We start from the raw sequence: 16,109 nt of genomic DNA, 5'->3' as shown, positions 1-16,109 counted from the left end.
GGGTGGTGGGTCTCAGGTGGGGGATATGCGCCGGGCCAGCCGCCGCGCGAGGGGGTGGACGACGCCGAGGGCCGCGGCGACGGCCGGTGCCCCGCCGCGCGCGGTCAGCGCCGCCTGAAGGGGCATCAGCCCGATGATCCCGGCCCCGACGGCCCGCCGTACGTTTTCGGCCGAGGGGTTCTGTACGGCGCGGGCCTGGGCGACGCCGTAGGTGCCGAGATAGGCAAGAGCACCGGCGGCGGTGACGGCGATCCGGAACTTTCCGGAGGCGGCGGCGGTGAGGGCGGTGCGGACCATCGTGGAACGGGCGGCAACGGCAACGCCCTTCAGGGGCGCGGGGAACTGCGCGACCAGCCCCGACGGCGCGGCAGACGACACACAACTCTTCGCGGCACTCCCGGCTTCGCCTCGGGCCACTGGAACAGACGTGGCAATCGCAGTCACCGCCGACACAGCAAGAGTCCCGACAGGAACCCGCACCGGCGCCCCACCGATCTCGTGCCGGCTGAGCGCCATCAACGTGCCGGTATGGACGCCGACCAGCCCGGCAGGCACGGCGGCCCGACGAAGCGCGACGCCGACCGATTCCGCACCGGCCCCCGGCACAACCGCTCCCGCCAGAACGTCCAGAACCCGGGCCCCCGCCATCACGACGCCGCGCGCCGAGGTGGACTTGAGCTTCAGGTCGTACGCCCACACCAGCCCGGCCAAGGGCAGCGCAGCGCCCACGCTGCGACGACCCCCCGCGGCGGCCGCAAGACCGAGCCCCGCCGCGGTGAGCCCGCCGGCCACGGCGAGGGCGGTACGCCGGGGAATCCGGCCCGACGGCACCGGTCGTTCGGGCCTCTCGACGGAGTCGACCGTGGCGTCGGCGTAGTCGTTGAGGGCCATCCCGGCCCAGTAGAGGCAGACGGAGGAACCGATCACGCCGAACGTACGGGCGCCCAGCGGACGTCCGGCGGCGGTCGCTCCCGCGATCACGTCACCGGGGACACTCAGCGCGGCCGGCGCCCTGACAAGCTGCGCGAGATCGGTGAGGCGCACGGCAGACCGGGATCCGAAGCGGACAACCGCTTTCCGATCTTTCATGGCCGCACCCTACTCGGGGGCTGTTGACCCTTCAGGTACCTACCCTCCGGTAAGAGAAGTGACAAAGAGAACACGGATTTCTCTTACATCACGGCCCGAACTACCGGTACAGCTGGGTCGTTTGAGCAGGCTCGGTCTCAGGGCTCCTGCCGCAGCCGGCGCCACACCGCCTTGGCCGCGTTGTGCCCGGACATGCCGTGCACTCCGGGACCGGGCGGGGTCGACGACGAGCAGAGGAAGACCGCCGGGTGCGGGGTGCGGTAGGGGAAGAGCGACAGCTTGGGCCGGAGCAGGAGTTGGAGTCCGGAGGCCGCGCCGGAGCCGATGTCGCCGCCGATGTAGTTGGCGTTGCGGGCGACGAGTTCGGCCGGGCCGGCCGTCGCGCGGGCGAGGACGCGGTCGCGGAACCCCGGGGCGAAGCGCTCCAGTTGACGTTCGAGGGCGTCCGTGAGGTCTCCGGTCCAGCCGCTCGGCACGTGCCCGTACGCCCAGAAGACCTGCTTGCCCGCGGGGGCCCGGGTGGGGTCGACGACGCTGGGCTGCACCGTGATCATGAACGGCTTGCCGGGGGCCCGGCCCTCCCGGGACGCGGCGCGCAGCGCGGTGGCGATCTCCGCGCTGTTCCCGCCGATCTGTACGGTGCCCGCGCGGCGGGCCTCCGGTGAGGTCCACGGCACCGGGCCGTCCAGCGCGTAGTCGATCTTGAAGACGCCGGGGCCGTAGCGAAAGCCCTCGTAGTAGCGGCCGAAGCCGGCGATACGCGCCAGGGCCGTGGGCGAGGTGTCGAAGACGTAGGCGCGCGCGGGCGGCAGATCGTCGAGCCGCTTGACCTCGTAGTCGGTGTGGACGGTGCCGCCGAGATCCTTGAGGTAGGCGGTGAGGGCGTCGGAGATGGACTGGGAGCCGCCGCGGGCGACGGGCCAGCCGCGGGCATGGGCGGCGAGGGCGAAGACCAGGCCGATGGCGCCGGTGGCGAAGCCGCCCAGCGGCGCCATGACGTGCGCGACGAGGCCGGCGAACAGCGTCCTGGCCCGCTCGTCGCGGAAGCGCCGCATCAGCCAGGTCGACGGAGGCAGTCCGACCAGGCCGAACCGGGCGAGCGTGACCGGGTCCCTGGGGAGCGCGGTGAGGGGCAGGGACATGAAGTCACGGGCCAGGGTGTCCCACTTGCTCAAGAACGGATTCACCAGCCTGCGGTACGCGCCCGCGTCGCGCGGGCCGAAGGAGGCGGCGGTCTCGGCGACCGACCGGGCCAGCACGGCCGCGGTGCCGTCGGCGAAGGGGTGGGCCATGGGCAGCTCGGCGTGCAGCCACTCCAGGCCGTAGCGGTCGAGCGGCATGGTCCGGAACACGGGCGAGTTGACACCGAGGGGGTGTGCGGCGGAGCACGGGTCGTGCCGGAAGCCGGGGAGGGTCAGCTCCTCGGTGCGGGCTCCTCCGCCGACCGTGTCACGTGCCTCGAACACGGCCACGGAGAAGCCGCGACGGGCCAGCTCCACGGCAGCGGTCAGTCCGTTCGGCCCCGCACCCACCACGACCGCATCGAGCATCGACGGCACCTTCGGACTCCTTCGTCAGCCGATGGCCTTGAAGGTTCAGGATATGCCGGGGCACTGACAGCGCAGGGTGCGGTGGCCCACTCAGGAGCACGGGACTGTACCGAAGTGCGGCTGGAGCGAGCGCTTGAACGATCAGTTTTCCGCCGACAGCAGTCCCACGACCCGGCGCGCCGTGCCCGCGTCCCGGGCCGCGGTGAACGGCAGTGCGTTGCCGCCAGTGATGCGGAACGGTTCGCCCGTGCGGGTCAGGTGGGCGCCGCCCGCCTCCTCGACCAGGAGGATGCCCGCCGCGTGGTCCCAGGCGGCCTCCCAGCTGAACGCGGTCGCGTCCAACTCGCCCCGGGCGACGGCGAGATACTCCAGTCCCGCCGAACCGCAGGCACGGGGCCGCACGCCCTCGGTCCACAGGCCCAACAACGCCTGCTTCTGCTCGTCGGTCGTGTAGTCCGGGTGGGACGTGGCCACCCGCAGGTCGCGGCCGGGATCCGGGGTGCCGGCGTGCAGTCGCCCGCCGTCGAGGAAGGCGCCCTTGCCCCTGACCGCCGTGGCCAGTTGATCGCGGGCCGGGGCGTAGGTCCAGGAGGCGAGCAGGACTCCGTGCCGGGCGAGCGCGACCAGGGTGCAGAAGCCGTCGTCCCCGTGCACGAACTGGCGGGTGCCGTCGACGGGGTCGACGATCCAGACCGGGGCGTCGCCACGTATCGCCTCGTACGACGCGGGGTTCGCGTGCACCGCCTCCTCGCCGACCACGACCGAGCCGGGCAGGAGTGCGCCGAGTGTCTCGGTGAGGTACTGCTCGGCGAGCCGGTCGGCGTCGGTCACCAGGTCGTGCGGACCGTTCTTCTGGTCGACCTCGTGTGCGGCGAGCTGCCGGAAGCGGGGCATGATCTCGGTCGCGGCCGCCTTGCGGACCGCTTCTTCCACGTCTGCCGCGTGCTGTGCGAGAAACTCGTCGATGGTTTCGTTGTTTACGATCACCCCTCCATGAGAGCACGTCCCACTGACAACCCCCGCCCGCCGGATGGACACAGGATGGCATCGACGTGAACTCGTGGTGCCGGTAACGGCAGGTCAGAGGCCTGTTCTCGGGCGGTTCGCCGGCGCGGGCACGTCCTCAGCGGCCGACCGCGTACCCCTGCATCCCCCGTGGATTCGCCGCCGCCGACAGGACACCGGTCTCCGGGTCCCTCGCCACGGCGCACAGCCGGCCCTCCGACCAGTCCTCACCGACGGTCACCTCGTGACCACGCCGCCGCAGCTCCTCCACCACTTCGGCGTCCGTCCGGGACTCGACCGTGACGCTCCCGGGTCGCATCCCGCGCGGATGGAAGGAGCCCGGGAAGCTGTCGTTGTGCCAGTTCGGGGCGTCGATCGCACCCTGGAGGTCGAGGCCGCCACGGACCGGGGAGCGCAGGGCGACCGCGAGGAGGAAGTGCAGCTGCCACTGGTCCTGCTGGTCCCCGCCGGGCGTGCCGAAGGCCATGACGGGCACGCCGTCGCGCAGGGCGATGGAGGGTGTGAGGGTGGTGCGGGGCCGACGGCCGGGGGCGAGCGAGTTCGGCAGTCCCTCCTCCAGCCAGGTCATCTGCAGCCGGGTGCCGAGCGGGAAGCCCAGTTCGGGCACGACGGGGTTGGACTGGAGCCAGCCGCCGCTGGGCGTGGCCGCGATCATGTTGCCCCAGCGGTCGACGACGTCGATGTGGCAGGTGTCGCCGCGGGTGCCGCCGTCGGCGGAGACCTCGGGCTCGCCCGGCACCGGGGAGGTCGGCCGCTTGGCGACGGTCGGTTCCCCGCCCCCCAGCGCTTCGAGGCCGGGCCCCACGGCGGCGGCCACGCGCGCGTGCGCGCACAGTCGCGGGGCGAGACCGCCCGGACTGCCGGGCCGCAGCTCGAGGGAGGCCTTCTCGCCGACCAGCTCCCGCCGGCCCGCGTTGTACCCCTCGGACAGCAGCTCGGCCAGTGGTACGTCGGCCGCGTCGCCGTACCAGGCCTCCCGGTCGGCCATGGCCAGCTTGCAGCCCTCGATCAGCAGATGGACATAGTCGGCGGACCCGTACCGGGGCAGCTCGGGCGGGAGCAGCGCGAGTTGCTGGAGGAGGACCGGGCCCTGGCTCCAGGGGCCGGCCTTGCACACGGTCCAGCCGTTCCAGTCGTACGTCGCCGGCGCCTCGTAGGTCGCGGACCAGCCGGCGAGGTCGGCGGCCGTGAGCGTGCCGGAGTGCCGTTCGCCGCTGGTGTCCATCGTGGGGCGCCCGGCCTGCCGTACGAGGGCCTCGGCGATGAAACCGCGCCGCCACACCTCCCGCGCCGCCTCGATCTGCGCGACCCGGTCCCCGGCGCCGGAGACCTCGTCGAGCAGGCGCTTCCAGGTGGCGGCGAGGGCGGGATTGCGGAACAGCTCCCCGGGCCGGGGCGCCTTCCCGTCCCGCAGGTACACCTCGGCCGACGACGTCCACTCCGTCTCGAACAGCTCGCGCACGGTCTCGACGGTCTCGCCGACCCGCTCCACGGGCGCGTGCCCGTGTTCGGCGTAGCCGATGGCGTACTTGAGCACGTCGGCGAGCGTCCTGGTGCCGTGGTCCCGCAGCAGGAGCATCCAGGCGTCGAACGCGCCGGGCACGGCGGCGGCGAGCGGTCCGGTCCCGGGTACGAGGTCCAGCCCGAGCCCCCGATAGTGCGCGACGGTCGCACCGGCGGGCGCCACGCCCTGCCCGCACACCACCCGTACCTCGCCGCCCGCCGGGGCGATCAGGATCGGCACCTCACCGGCCGGGCCGTTGAGATGCGGCTCGACGACATGCAGCACGAACGCGCCCGCCACGGCGGCGTCGTACGCGTTGCCCCCGCCCTCCAGCACTGCCATCGCCGACTGCGAGGCGAGCCAGTGGGTGGAGGACGCCATGCCGAACGTGCCTTGGAGCGTGGGGCGGGTGGTGAACATCGGGTCTGACACCTCGCTGTCGCGCGGATCGGTCCATCCGATCTTCAGGGACTACCCGTTCAGGGTTCAACCTTGCGGCCGGGGCCGGTTCGGTGTGAGTGGTGAATGGTGAGTGGCCCGTGAGCGGTCCTCCGCTTCATCGTGCGCGCCTCGGCGGAGTGAAGGTGTAGAGGTCGAGCACGTCGGGGCAGGGAGCGACGCCGGGGCCGCCGGCCCGGACCCAGGTGACGATGTCCTCGGTGGCTTCCGGGTCGTTGACGAGGCCGAGCCAGACGGGGCGGCCGCCCGCGGCGCGGCCCGCGGCGGAGGGCTGGACGACGATCACGTTGGCGTGTTCGCACACGCCGAGGCACTCGGAGACGCGCACCGGGGCGTTCTCGGCGAGTCGCGCGGTCTGCTGCGCGTGATCGACTCCGGGCACCTTCGGGGTCCCGCAGCAGCAGTCCCTGCACACCACGATCCGGCTGGGCACCGGTTGTTCCGGGGGTGTCCGCACGTCAGCACCGCCCCACGGGGCCGGCCGGCCGCAGGAAGCGGATCACCGGGTGGCCGGGGTCGTCGGTGACCTCGGCGCGGACGCCGTAGACCTGCTCGATCAGCGCCGGTGTCAGGACCTCGGCCGGGGCGCCCTCGGCGACGGCGCGGCCGGCGCGCAGCACGAGCAGGCGGTCGCAGTACATCGCGGCGAGGTTGAGGTCGTGCAGGGCGATCACGGTGGTGACCGGGAGGCTCGCGACGAGGGCCAGCAGATCGAGTTGGTGCTGGATGTCGAGGTGGTTGGTGGGTTCGTCGAGGAGCAGCTCGCGGGGTTCCTGGGCGAGGGCGCGGGCGATCTGGGTGCGCTGGCGTTCACCGCCGGAGAGGGTGTGCCAGGACTGGGCGGCCCGGTCGGTGAGTCCGGTGCGGGCCAGGGCCGCGGTGATGGCCTCGGCGTCGGCCGCGGTGGGCGGTGTCCAGGCACGGCGGTGCGGGATGCGGCCGAGGGCGACGACGTCGCGGACGGTCAGTTCGGTCTGGGTGTGGGCGTGCTGTTCGACGGTGGCGACACGGCGGGCGGTGGCGCGGCGGCCGACCTCGGGCAGCGGACGTCCGTCCAGGGTGACGACCCCGGCGGTGGGGGCGAGAACCCCGGCGAGGAGTCTCAACAGGGTCGACTTGCCCGAGCCGTTGGGGCCGAGCAGGCCGACGGTCTCGCCGGGACTCAGGGTGAGGGTGACGCCGTCGACGACGACCTTGTCGGCGAGGCGCCGTACGACACGGTCCGTGCGCAGGCTGGTCATGCCGCCGTCCTCCGTCCTCGGTAGAGCACGGCGATGAAGGCAGGTACGCCGATGAGGGACGTGACGACGCCCACGGGGACCTCCTGGGGGTCGAGGACGGTGCGGGCGGCGGTGTCCACCCACACCAGGAAGACGGCCCCGGTCAGTGCCGTGACCGGCAGCAGGCGGGCGTGACCACAGCCGGTGAGGGCGCGGGTGGCGTGCGGCAGGACCAGGCCGACGAAGCCGATCGCGCCGGCGCAGCTGACCAGGGCGGCGGTGAGCAGCGCGGTCGCGCAGAGCAGGACCAGCCGGGTACGGGCGACGCGGACGCCGAGCCCGGCGGCGGCGTCGTCCCCGAAGGCGAAGGCGTCCAGGGTGCGGGCGTACCCGAGGCAGACGGCGAGGACGACGGCCAGTACGGCGGTGCACAGCAGCACCTGTCCCCAGTCGGCGCCGGTGAGCGAGCCCAGCAGCCAGAACAGCACGGCCCGGGTGGTGTCGGCGTCGGCGGAGGTCAGCACGATGAACGAGGTCAGCGCGGAGAACAGCTGCATGGCCGCGACCCCGGACAGCACGACCCGGTCCGTGCTGCCGCCGAGGACGTGGCTGAGCAGCAGCACCATGGCGAAGGAGAGCAGCGCGCCGAGGAAGGCGCCCGCCGACAGCGACACCACTCCCCCGCCGACCCCCAGCACGACCACGGCGACTGCTCCCGTGGACGCGCCGGACGACACCCCGAGGACGAACGGATCGGCCAGCGGATTGCGCAGCAGCGACTGCATGACCGCCCCGCACACGGCGAGTCCGGCGCCGCACACCGCGGCGAGCAGCGTGCGCGGCATGCGCAGGTTCCACACGATGCCGTCCCGCAGCGGCGCCAACGTGCCCTCGCCGAGGCCGAGATGGGCGGCCACGGACGCCCACACGTCCGCCGTGGAGATGTCGGCCGGCCCGATCGTCACGGCGACTGCGACCGACGCGAGCAGCGCGGCCAGGCCGCCGAAGGTCAGCAGCGGCGTACGGACGCTCACTCGGCGGGCCCGGCGAGCCCGAAGTCGCGCAGGCTCGCGGCGACCTTCTCGATCCCTTCGACCGTGCGGATGGACGGGTTCATCGCCTGCCCGCTGAGCAGGACGTACCGCTTCTTCTTCACGGCGGTCAGATTGCGGGTGGCGGGATTGGTCTCCAGGAAGCGGATCTTGGCCTCGGCGGTCTCCGCGGTCTGCTGCTTGCGCGTGAGGTCGCCGATCACGAGGACGTCGGGGTCACGGTCGGCGACGGTCTCCCAGCCGATCTGGGGCCACTCGTCGTGGGTGTCGGAGAAGGAGTTCCGCGCGCCGACGGCACGGGTGACGGCACCCGGCGCGCCGCAGCAGCCGGCGAGGTAGGGCGACTGGGAGTTGGCGAACCAGTACATGAGGGTGACATCGGAGGCGTCCAGCCCTGCGGTGGACTTGCGCACCCGCTCCTTCAGCTCGGCGACGAGCTTGTCGCCGCGCTCGGCGACACCGAAGGCGCGGGCCAGGTCGCGTATCTCGCCGTACACGGTGTCGAGGGTGAGCGGGGTGGAACGCGAGCCGTCGCCGCCGCTGTCGTTGTCCTTGCCCGCCGAGCAGTCGGAGGGCGAGACGTAGGTGGGCACGCCCAGCTTCTCGAACTGCTCGCGGGTGGCGACGCCGCCCTTGCCGAGGGTGGAGACGAAGGAGGAGGTCACGAAGTCGGGTTCGGCGTCCAGGACCTTCTCGAAGGAGGGCGCGTTGTCCGCGAGCCGCGGCACGGAGGCGTTCGCCTTCTCCAGGCCCTTCATCACCGGGTCGGTCCAGGTCGCCGTGCCGGCCACACGGTCGGCGAGGCCGAGGGAGAGCAGGATCTCCGTGGTGCCCTGGTTGAGGGACACGGCCCGCTTCGGGGGCGCCTTCAGGGTGACCTTGTGGCCGCAGTTGTCGAGGGTGACGGGGTAGCCCGCGGCGGCGGACTTCCCGGAGTCCTCGGTACTGCCGCTTCCCGAGCCACCGCACGCGGTGAGCAGGAGGGCGGGCGCCAGCAGCAGGGCAGCGGGACGGAGGGCAGAACGGTACACAGGCGTGCCTCGGTTGTCGGGGCTCGTACGCGGAGCCTGGCCTTCGGACGTCCTCCGCGCGCGGGCGTGGAGGTGCCAGCAGGTCTTCGGACTCGGGTTCGTCCCGACGGGGCGCCTTCCCGGTCTCCCAGTGGCGTGCGTCTGTGCCCCGCCGGTCCCCCTCACCGCTGCGCGTCAGCTCCGGATTCGCACCGGATTCCCTGGCCTCGGGTGTGGCTCGACTGGCCCTCAGAGGCTATCAAGGCCGGGTCGTTCGAGCGGGCGCCCGGAGGGCCCGACAGACCGCGGAGACCCAGGTCACAATCTGGAAGAGGGCAAGGTCACAGCCGTGCCCTCTGCTGCTCCTTTGATGATCTGACCTAGCATCCGAGCATGACGGTCCTGCCTGACGACGGGCTCTCGCTGGCCGCCGAGTTCCCTGACGCAACCCATGAGCAATGGCAACGCCTGGTGGAAGGCGTGCTGCGCAAGTCGGGCAAGGACGTCTCGGGCCCGGCTGCGGAAGACGCTCTGTCCACTGCGCTGGAGGACGGGCTGCGCACCCGCCCCCTGTACACCTCGCGCGATGCCGCGTCCGACTCCGGTCTGCCCGGATTCGCCCCCTTCGTCCGCGGCGGTCGCGCCGAGGGCAACACGGTGGGCGGCTGGGATCTGCGGCAGCGGCACACGGCGCTGACGGACGGCCTGGTGCTCGCGGACCTGGAGAACGGCGTCACCTCGCTCTGGCTTGTCCTCGGCGAGGGCGGCATCCCGGTGTCGTCGCTCGGTCGCGCCCTGGAGGGCGTCTACCTCGACCTGGCCCCTGTCGTTCTCGACGCCGGCGCCGACGTGGAGCCCGCCGCGCGGGAGCTGCTGCGGCAGTACGAGGAGCGGGGCGTCGCCAAGGAGGCGGCGCGCGGCAACCTCGGCGCCGACCCGCTCGGCCACGAGGCCCGCACGGGCACGTCCTCGGAGTTCGCGCCGGTCGCCTCCCTGGCGCGGCTGTGCGCCGAGGAGTACGCGGGGCTGCGGGCGCTGACCGTGGACGCGCTGCCGTACCACGAGGCCGGCGGCTCGGCCGCCCAGGAGCTGGGCTCCTCGCTGGCGACCGGCGTCGCGTATCTGCGTGAGCTCACCGAGGCGGGGCTGACCGCCGAACAGGCGTGTGCGCAGCTGGAGTTCCGTTACGCGGCCACCGCCGACCAGTTCCTGACGATCGCCAAGCTGCGCGCCGCGCGCCGGCTGTGGGCGCGGGTGACCGAGGTCTGCGGGGCGCCCAGCGCTCAGGTTCAGCATGCCGTCACCTCGCCGGTGATGATGACGCGCCGGGACCCCTGGGTGAACATGCTGCGCACTACGGTCGCCACGCTGGCCGCCGGGGTCGGCGGCGCCGACTCCGTGACCGTGCTGCCCTTCGACCACGCGCTCGGCCTGCCGGACGCCTTCGCCCGGCGCATCGCCCGCAACACCTCGACCATCCTCATCGAGGAGTCGCACCTGGCCCGGGTGATCGACCCGGCGGGCGGCTCCTGGTATGTGGAGACCCTCACCGACGAACTGGCCCGCGCGGGCTGGGAGTTCTTCCAGCGGATCGAGCGGGCAGGCGGCCAGGCGGCCGCGTTGCGCACCGGGCAGCTGGGCCAGGACCTGGCACAGACGTGGGAGGCCCGCACGGGCAAGCTCGCCAAGCGGCGCGAACCCATCACCGGCGTCAGCGAGTTCCCGAACCTCACCGAGCCGCCCGTGGAGCGTGCGCCCGCGCCAGCGCCCCGGTCCGGGGGCCTTCCCCGGGTCCGCCGCGACGAGGCCTACGAGGCCCTGCGCGCCCGCTCCGACGCCCACCTGGCCGCCACCGGCGCCCGGCCCCGGATCTTCCTGGCCGCGCTCGGCCCGGCCGCCGCCCACACCGCGCGCCTCACCTTCGCCTCGAACCTCTTCCAGGCGGGCGGCGTCGAGCCGGTCACCGAGGGCACCTTCGAGGACAGCGGTGCCACGGAGGTGTGCCTGTGCTCCAGTGACGCCCTCTACGAGGAGCAGGCCGAGACGGTGGCCGCCGAGTTCAGGTCGGCGGGCGCCACGCACGTGTTCCTCGCGGGCCGCCCCGGGCAGTACACCGATGTCGACAGTTACGTCTTCGCGGGCTGTGACGCCGTCGCCGTACTGTCCGCGACCCTCGACCGCATGGGAGTGTCCTGATGGGAATCCCCGACTTCACCGGGATCGAGCTGGGCACCCCGGCAGCCGGCGGCGGCGCCGACGAGTGGCGCACGGCCGTCAAGCAGGCCACGGGCGGGGACGAGCTCCTGTGGGAGACCCCGGAAGGCATCGCGGTCAAGCCGCTCTACACCGGCCGTGACCTGGAGGGCCTGGACTTCCTGGGCACCTACCCGGGCATGGCGCCGTATCTGCGCGGCCCGTACCCGTCGATGTACGTCAACCAGCCCTGGACGATCCGCCAGTACGCGGGCTTCTCCACCGCCGAGGAGTCCAACGCCTTCTACCGGCGTAACCTGGCGGCCGGCCAGAAGGGCCTGTCGATCGCCTTCGACCTGCCCACGCACCGGGGTTACGACAGCGACCACCCGCGCGTGACGGGCGACGTCGGCATGGCGGGCGTGGCGATCGACTCGATCTACGACATGCGGCAGCTCTTCGACGGCATTCCGCTGGACAAGATGACCGTGTCGATGACGATGAACGGCGCCGTGCTGCCGGTGCTCGCGCTGTACATCGTGGCGGCGGAGGAACAGGGCGTACCGCCCGAGAAGCTGGCCGGGACCATCCAGAACGACATCCTCAAGGAGTTCATGGTCCGCAACACCTACATCTATCCGCCGACGCCGTCGATGCGGATCATCTCCGACATCTTCGCCTTCACCTCGCAGCGGATGCCGCGCTACAACTCCATCTCCATCTCCGGATACCACATCCAGGAGGCCGGCGCGACGGCCGACCTGGAGCTGGCGTACACGCTCGCGGACGGCGTCGAGTACATCCGCGCGGGCCGGGAGGCCGGCCTGGACGTGGACGCGTTCGCGCCCCGGCTGTCGTTCTTCTGGGCGATCGGCATGAACTTCTTCATGGAGGTCGCCAAGCTGCGGGCGGCGCGGCTGCTGTGGGCGAAGCTGGTGAAGCAGTTCGACCCGAAGAACTCCAAGTCGCTGTCGCTGCGCACCCATTCGCAGACCTCGGGCTGGTCGCTGACCGCGCAGGACGTGTTCAACAACGTCACGCGCACGTGTGTCGAGGCGATGGCCGCGACGCAGGGCCACACCCAGTCGCTGCACACCAACGCCCTCGACGAGGCGCTCGCGCTGCCGACCGACTTCTCCGCACGCATCGCCCGCAACACGCAGCTGATGATCCAGCAGGAGTCGGGCACGACCCGGGTCATCGACCCGTGGGGCGGCAGTGCCTATGTGGAGAAGCTGACGTACGACCTCGCCCGCCGTGCCTGGCAGCACATCCAGGAGGTCGAGGCGGCGGGCGGCATGGCCAAGGCGATCGACGCCGGCATCCCCAAGCTGCGCATCGAGGAGGCCGCGGCCCGCACCCAGGCCCGGATCGACTCCGGACGCCAGCCCGTCATCGGCGTCAACAAGTACCGCGTCGACAGCGACGAGCAGATCGACGTGCTCAAGGTCGACAACTCCTCCGTGCGCGCCCAGCAGATCGAGAAGCTGCGGCGGCTGCGGGCGGAGCGCGACGAGCAGGTCTGCCAGGACGCGCTGGACGCACTCACCCGGGCCGCGGGCGGCGAGGGCAACCTGCTGGAGCTGGCGGTGAACGCGGCCCGCGCGAAGGCCACCGTCGGGGAGATCTCGGACGCCTTGGAGAAGGTGTACGGCCGGCACGCGAGCCAGATCCGTACCATCACCGGCGTGTACCGCAACGAAGCCGGGGAGTCGCCGTCCGTGGACCGCACCCGCACCCTCGTGTCCGACTTCGAGGAGGCCGAAGGCCGCCGCCCGCGCATCCTGGTCGCCAAGATGGGCCAGGACGGCCACGACCGCGGCCAGAAGGTGATCGCCACCGCCTTCGCCGACCTCGGCTTCGACGTGGACGTCGGCCCGCTGTTCCAGACCCCGGCCGAGGTGGCCCGCCAGGCCGTCGAGGCGGACGTGCACATCGTCGGGGTCTCGTCCCTGGCCGCCGGTCACCTCACCCTCGTACCGGCGCTCAAGGAGGCGCTGGCCGAGGAGGGCCGCGAGGACATCATGATCGTGGTCGGCGGCGTGATCCCGCCGCAGGACGTGCCCACGCTCCTGGAGATGGGCGCGGCGGCCGTCTTCCCGCCCGGGACGGTGATCCCGGACGCCGCGTACGACCTCGTCAAGCGGCTGGGAGCCGACCTCGGGCACGAGCTGTGATCGATCTCGACACGTATGTGAAGGGTGTCCTCGACGGGAAGCGGGCCATAGTCGCGCGCGCCATCACGCTCGTCGAGTCCACCCGGCCCGGGCACCGGGTGCTGGCCCAGCAGTTGCTGACCGAGCTGCTGCCGCACAGCGGGAAGGCCCGGCGGATCGGGGTCAGCGGGGTGCCGGGGGTCGGGAAGTCGACGTTCATCGACGCGTTCGGCACGATGCTCACCGCGCTCGGCCACCGGGTGGCGGTGCTGGCCGTCGATCCGTCGTCCAGTCGTACGGGCGGTTCGATCCTGGGCGACAAGACGCGGATGGAGCGTCTGTCGGTCGACCCGGCCGCCTTCATCCGCCCTTCCCCCACCGCGGGCACGCTGGGCGGGGTCGCCAAGGCCACCCGCGAGTCGATCGTGGTGATGGAGGCCGCGGGCTACGACGTGGTGCTGGTGGAGACGGTCGGTGTCGGCCAGTCCGAGACCGCGGTCGCGAACATGGTCGACTCCTTCCTGCTGCTCACGCTGGCCCGCACGGGCGACCAGTTGCAGGGCATCAAGAAGGGCGTCCTGGAACTGGCCGACGTGCTCGCCGTCAACAAGGCGGACGGCCCCCATGAGCGCGACGCCCGGGCCGCCGCGCGCGAACTGGCGGGCGCCCTCAGGCTGATGCACGGCAAGGACGCCGCCTGGACGCCGCCCGTCCTGCATTGCAGCGGACGCGAGTCGATCGGCCTGGACGGCGTGTGGGACCGCCTCGAACAGCACCGGACCCTGCTCGACTCCACCGGCCGGCTGGCCGCCAAGCGCCGGGACCAGCAGGTCGACTGGACGTGGACCATGGTCCGCGACGAGCTCCTCGGCCGCCTGCACTCGGACCCGGCGGTACGGGCGCTCGCACCGACGCTGGAACAGCAGGTCAGGAACGGCGAGTTGACGGCGACGCTGGCCGCCGAGGGGATCCTCGCGGCATTCGAGGCCAAGTCGTCAGGTCGCCCGTCGAGCCCGGACGCTCAGCACGCCGACGCGTCGGAACTTCGCGGCGCCACCAGCCCCGACTCGTAGGCGAACACGACGAGTTGGGCCCGGTCCCGCGCCCCGAGCTTCGTCATCGCCCTGCTGATGTGGGTCTTCGCCGTGAACGGGCTGATCACCATGTGCGCGGCGATCTCCTCGTTGGTGAGCCCGCGGGCCGCCAGCGCCGTCACCTCACGCTCGCGGCGGGTCAGGCACTCCAGGCCGGGTGCCGTGGCCCGGTCGGGAGGACGTGCGACGAACTCACCGATCAGGGTGCGCGTCACCGACGGCGACAGCAGTGCCTCCCCGCCCGCCACCACCTCGATCGCCTGCAGCAGGTCGGCGGGTTCGGTGTCCTTCAGCAGGAACCCGCTCGCACCGGCCCGCAGCGCCTCGAAGACGTACTCGTCGTGGCCGTAGTTGGTGAGGATCACGACGCGGACCCCCGACAGGGCCGGGTCGGCGGCGATGTGGCGGGTCGCCTCGATGCCCGTCATCACCGGCATCTGTACGTCGATCAGCGCGATGTCGGGCACCTGCGCGCGGATCAGCGCCAGACCCTGCTCACCGTCCGCCGCCTCACCGACGACCTCGATGCCGTCCTCGGCGTCCAGCAGGGCCCGGAAACCGGCCCGCATCAGCGCCTGGTCGTCGACGAGCACGACCCTGATCACGCCGTCCGTCATCCCGCCTCCCCCACGGGCAGCCGTGCCCGCACCGCGAACCCGCCGCCCTCGCGCGGGGCGGCGTCCAGCGTGCCGCCCAGGGCCGTGACGCGTTCGCGCATGCCGGTCAGGCCGATGCCGGGGGTGGGCGGACGGGACGGGTCGGCGGCGCCGTCGTCCTCGACGCATATCGTCAAGTCACCCTCGCCATAAGCGAGTTGCACGCTCACCTTCGCCGGTCCCGCGTGCCGGGCCGCGTTCGTCAGTGCCTCCTGGACGATGCGGTACATGGCCCGGTCGACCGTCGCCGGCAGGGACCGCTCCTCCCCGGTCACCGTCAGTTCGACGGCGAGTCCCGCGGCCCGCGCCCGCTCCACGAGCAGCGCCGGGGTGCCGGTCGACTCGTCGGTGCGCAGTACTTCCAGCGTGGCGCGCAGCTCGCGCATGGCCTCACCGCTCGCCTCCTGGATGGCGAGCAGCGCGGGCGGCACATCCTCGCGGCGCTTGCGGGCGAGGTGCACGGCGACGCCCGCCTGGAGCTTGACGATCGAGATGCTGTGCGTGAGGGAGTCGTGCAACTCCCTCGCGATCCGCAGACGCTCCTCGCCCGCCCTGCGCAATGCCGCCTCCTCTCTGGTGCGTTCGGCCTCCAGGGCGCGCTGTTCCGTCTGGCGCAGATATGCCTGCCAGTTGCGGTCGGCGAGGCCCGTCACCACCGCGCACAGGAACCAGCCGGCCAGCAGCAGCGCCTCCTGAGCGATGTCCGCGCTCGCCGAGCCCGCCGCCACATAGCCGCCGAGGAACAGCGCGGCCGTCGCCGCCGCCGTGCCCCGGTGTCCGGTCCGCGACGCCGTGTGCACCGCGCCCACGACGGGGATGGCCAGGGTGGCGGCGGGCCCGGCATGGAGCACTTCGGCGAGCAGAGCGGCGGTGGTGACGGCGAGGACCACGCGCGGGGCGACGCGGTGTGCGGCCAGGGCCAGCGAACCGACCGCGATCAGCGCGCAGTCGAGGAGCCCGGCACGGTCGTCCGCCACGGCGGCGAGCAGCACGATCACGCCGACCACGACTCCGACGGCCGCGTCGACGAACCGCTCGCGTGTGACCCTGTGCCCGCTCATGCCCGCACACTAGACGGCGCCACCGACAGCGACGTCACC

The 16,109-nt window shown here is 72.4% G+C and carries 13 protein-coding genes and 1 riboswitch; of the genes, 3 read left to right on the top strand and 10 right to left on the bottom strand.

Annotation, left to right across the window (positions count from 1 at the left end):
• Positions 1 to 12: 12 nt before the first annotated feature.
• From ACWGDB_RS14405 to ACWGDB_RS14370, 8 genes are all read right to left on the bottom strand, one after another.
• The gene (locus ACWGDB_RS14405) at positions 13 to 1,089 is read right to left on the bottom strand and encodes an SCO3242 family prenyltransferase (RefSeq protein WP_453822723.1); all 1,077 of its coding nucleotides are present in this window, start codon (positions 1,087 to 1,089) and stop codon (positions 13 to 15) included.
• A 137-nt stretch (positions 1,090 to 1,226) separates the two neighbouring features.
• Complete coding sequence (locus ACWGDB_RS14400) at positions 1,227 to 2,639, bottom strand: phytoene desaturase family protein (RefSeq protein WP_453822820.1); 1,413 nt, start codon at positions 2,637 to 2,639, stop codon at positions 1,227 to 1,229.
• Between the two features lie 141 nt (positions 2,640 to 2,780).
• Complete coding sequence (locus tag ACWGDB_RS14395) at positions 2,781 to 3,626, bottom strand: inositol monophosphatase family protein (RefSeq protein WP_453822722.1); 846 nt, start codon at positions 3,624 to 3,626, stop codon at positions 2,781 to 2,783.
• A gap of 136 nt (positions 3,627 to 3,762) precedes the next feature.
• Positions 3,763 to 5,589: a gamma-glutamyltransferase family protein gene (locus ACWGDB_RS14390; RefSeq protein ID WP_453822721.1), complete on the bottom strand. Its 1,827-nt coding sequence runs from the start codon at positions 5,587 to 5,589 to the stop codon at positions 3,763 to 3,765.
• Between the two features lie 136 nt (positions 5,590 to 5,725).
• Positions 5,726 to 6,085 carry a (2Fe-2S) ferredoxin domain-containing protein gene (locus tag ACWGDB_RS14385; protein ID WP_453822720.1) on the bottom strand — a complete coding sequence of 120 codons (360 nt, stop codon included), beginning with the start codon at positions 6,083 to 6,085 and terminating at the stop codon, positions 5,726 to 5,728.
• A 1-nt stretch (position 6,086) separates the two neighbouring features.
• Positions 6,087 to 6,869, bottom strand: a complete 783-nt coding sequence (locus ACWGDB_RS14380; protein ID WP_453822719.1) for an ABC transporter ATP-binding protein — start codon at positions 6,867 to 6,869, stop codon at positions 6,087 to 6,089.
• Positions 6,866 to 7,882, bottom strand: coding sequence for a FecCD family ABC transporter permease (locus tag ACWGDB_RS14375; protein WP_453822718.1), 1,017 nt, complete (start codon positions 7,880 to 7,882; stop codon positions 6,866 to 6,868). Before ACWGDB_RS14375 ends, ACWGDB_RS14380 begins: the two co-directional genes overlap by 4 nt.
• Complete coding sequence (locus ACWGDB_RS14370; RefSeq protein ID WP_453822717.1) at positions 7,879 to 8,931, bottom strand: ABC transporter substrate-binding protein; 1,053 nt, start codon at positions 8,929 to 8,931, stop codon at positions 7,879 to 7,881. Before ACWGDB_RS14370 ends, ACWGDB_RS14375 begins: the two co-directional genes overlap by 4 nt.
• Positions 8,932 to 8,991: 60 nt before the next feature.
• Positions 8,992 to 9,172: riboswitch (cobalamin riboswitch) on the bottom strand.
• Positions 9,173 to 9,303: 131 nt separating this feature from the next.
• Here ACWGDB_RS14370 and ACWGDB_RS14365 point away from each other — a divergent pair.
• The 3 genes from ACWGDB_RS14365 to meaB are packed head-to-tail and all read left to right on the top strand — an operon-like array spanning position 9,304 to position 14,332.
• Complete coding sequence (locus tag ACWGDB_RS14365) at positions 9,304 to 11,106, top strand: methylmalonyl-CoA mutase family protein (protein WP_453822716.1); 1,803 nt, start codon at positions 9,304 to 9,306, stop codon at positions 11,104 to 11,106.
• A complete protein-coding gene (gene scpA / locus ACWGDB_RS14360) occupies positions 11,106 to 13,280 on the top strand; it encodes a methylmalonyl-CoA mutase (RefSeq protein WP_453822715.1) in 2,175 nt (724 codons plus the stop codon). Before ACWGDB_RS14365 ends, scpA begins: the two co-directional genes overlap by 1 nt.
• Positions 13,277 to 14,332 (top strand): methylmalonyl Co-A mutase-associated GTPase MeaB, encoded by a 1,056-nt coding sequence (gene meaB, locus ACWGDB_RS14355; RefSeq protein ID WP_453822714.1) that lies wholly within the window; start codon positions 13,277 to 13,279, stop codon positions 14,330 to 14,332. The genes scpA and meaB overlap by 4 nt, the downstream gene beginning before the upstream one ends.
• Here meaB and ACWGDB_RS14350 read toward each other — a convergent pair.
• Together ACWGDB_RS14350 and ACWGDB_RS14345 are read right to left on the bottom strand one after the other, a co-directional pair.
• Positions 14,281 to 14,970 (bottom strand): response regulator, encoded by a 690-nt coding sequence (locus tag ACWGDB_RS14350; protein ID WP_453822713.1) that lies wholly within the window; start codon positions 14,968 to 14,970, stop codon positions 14,281 to 14,283. The two genes, meaB and ACWGDB_RS14350, sit on opposite strands and share 52 nt — an antisense overlap.
• Positions 14,967 to 16,070 carry a sensor histidine kinase gene (locus ACWGDB_RS14345; protein ID WP_453822712.1) on the bottom strand — a complete coding sequence of 368 codons (1,104 nt, stop codon included), beginning with the start codon at positions 16,068 to 16,070 and terminating at the stop codon, positions 14,967 to 14,969. The genes ACWGDB_RS14350 and ACWGDB_RS14345 overlap by 4 nt, the downstream gene beginning before the upstream one ends.
• Between the last annotated feature and the right edge of the window lie 39 nt (positions 16,071 to 16,109).

Source organism: Streptomyces sp. NPDC055013, assembly GCF_053608645.1.
This window is presented reverse-complemented; position numbering and strand designations above follow the sequence as displayed.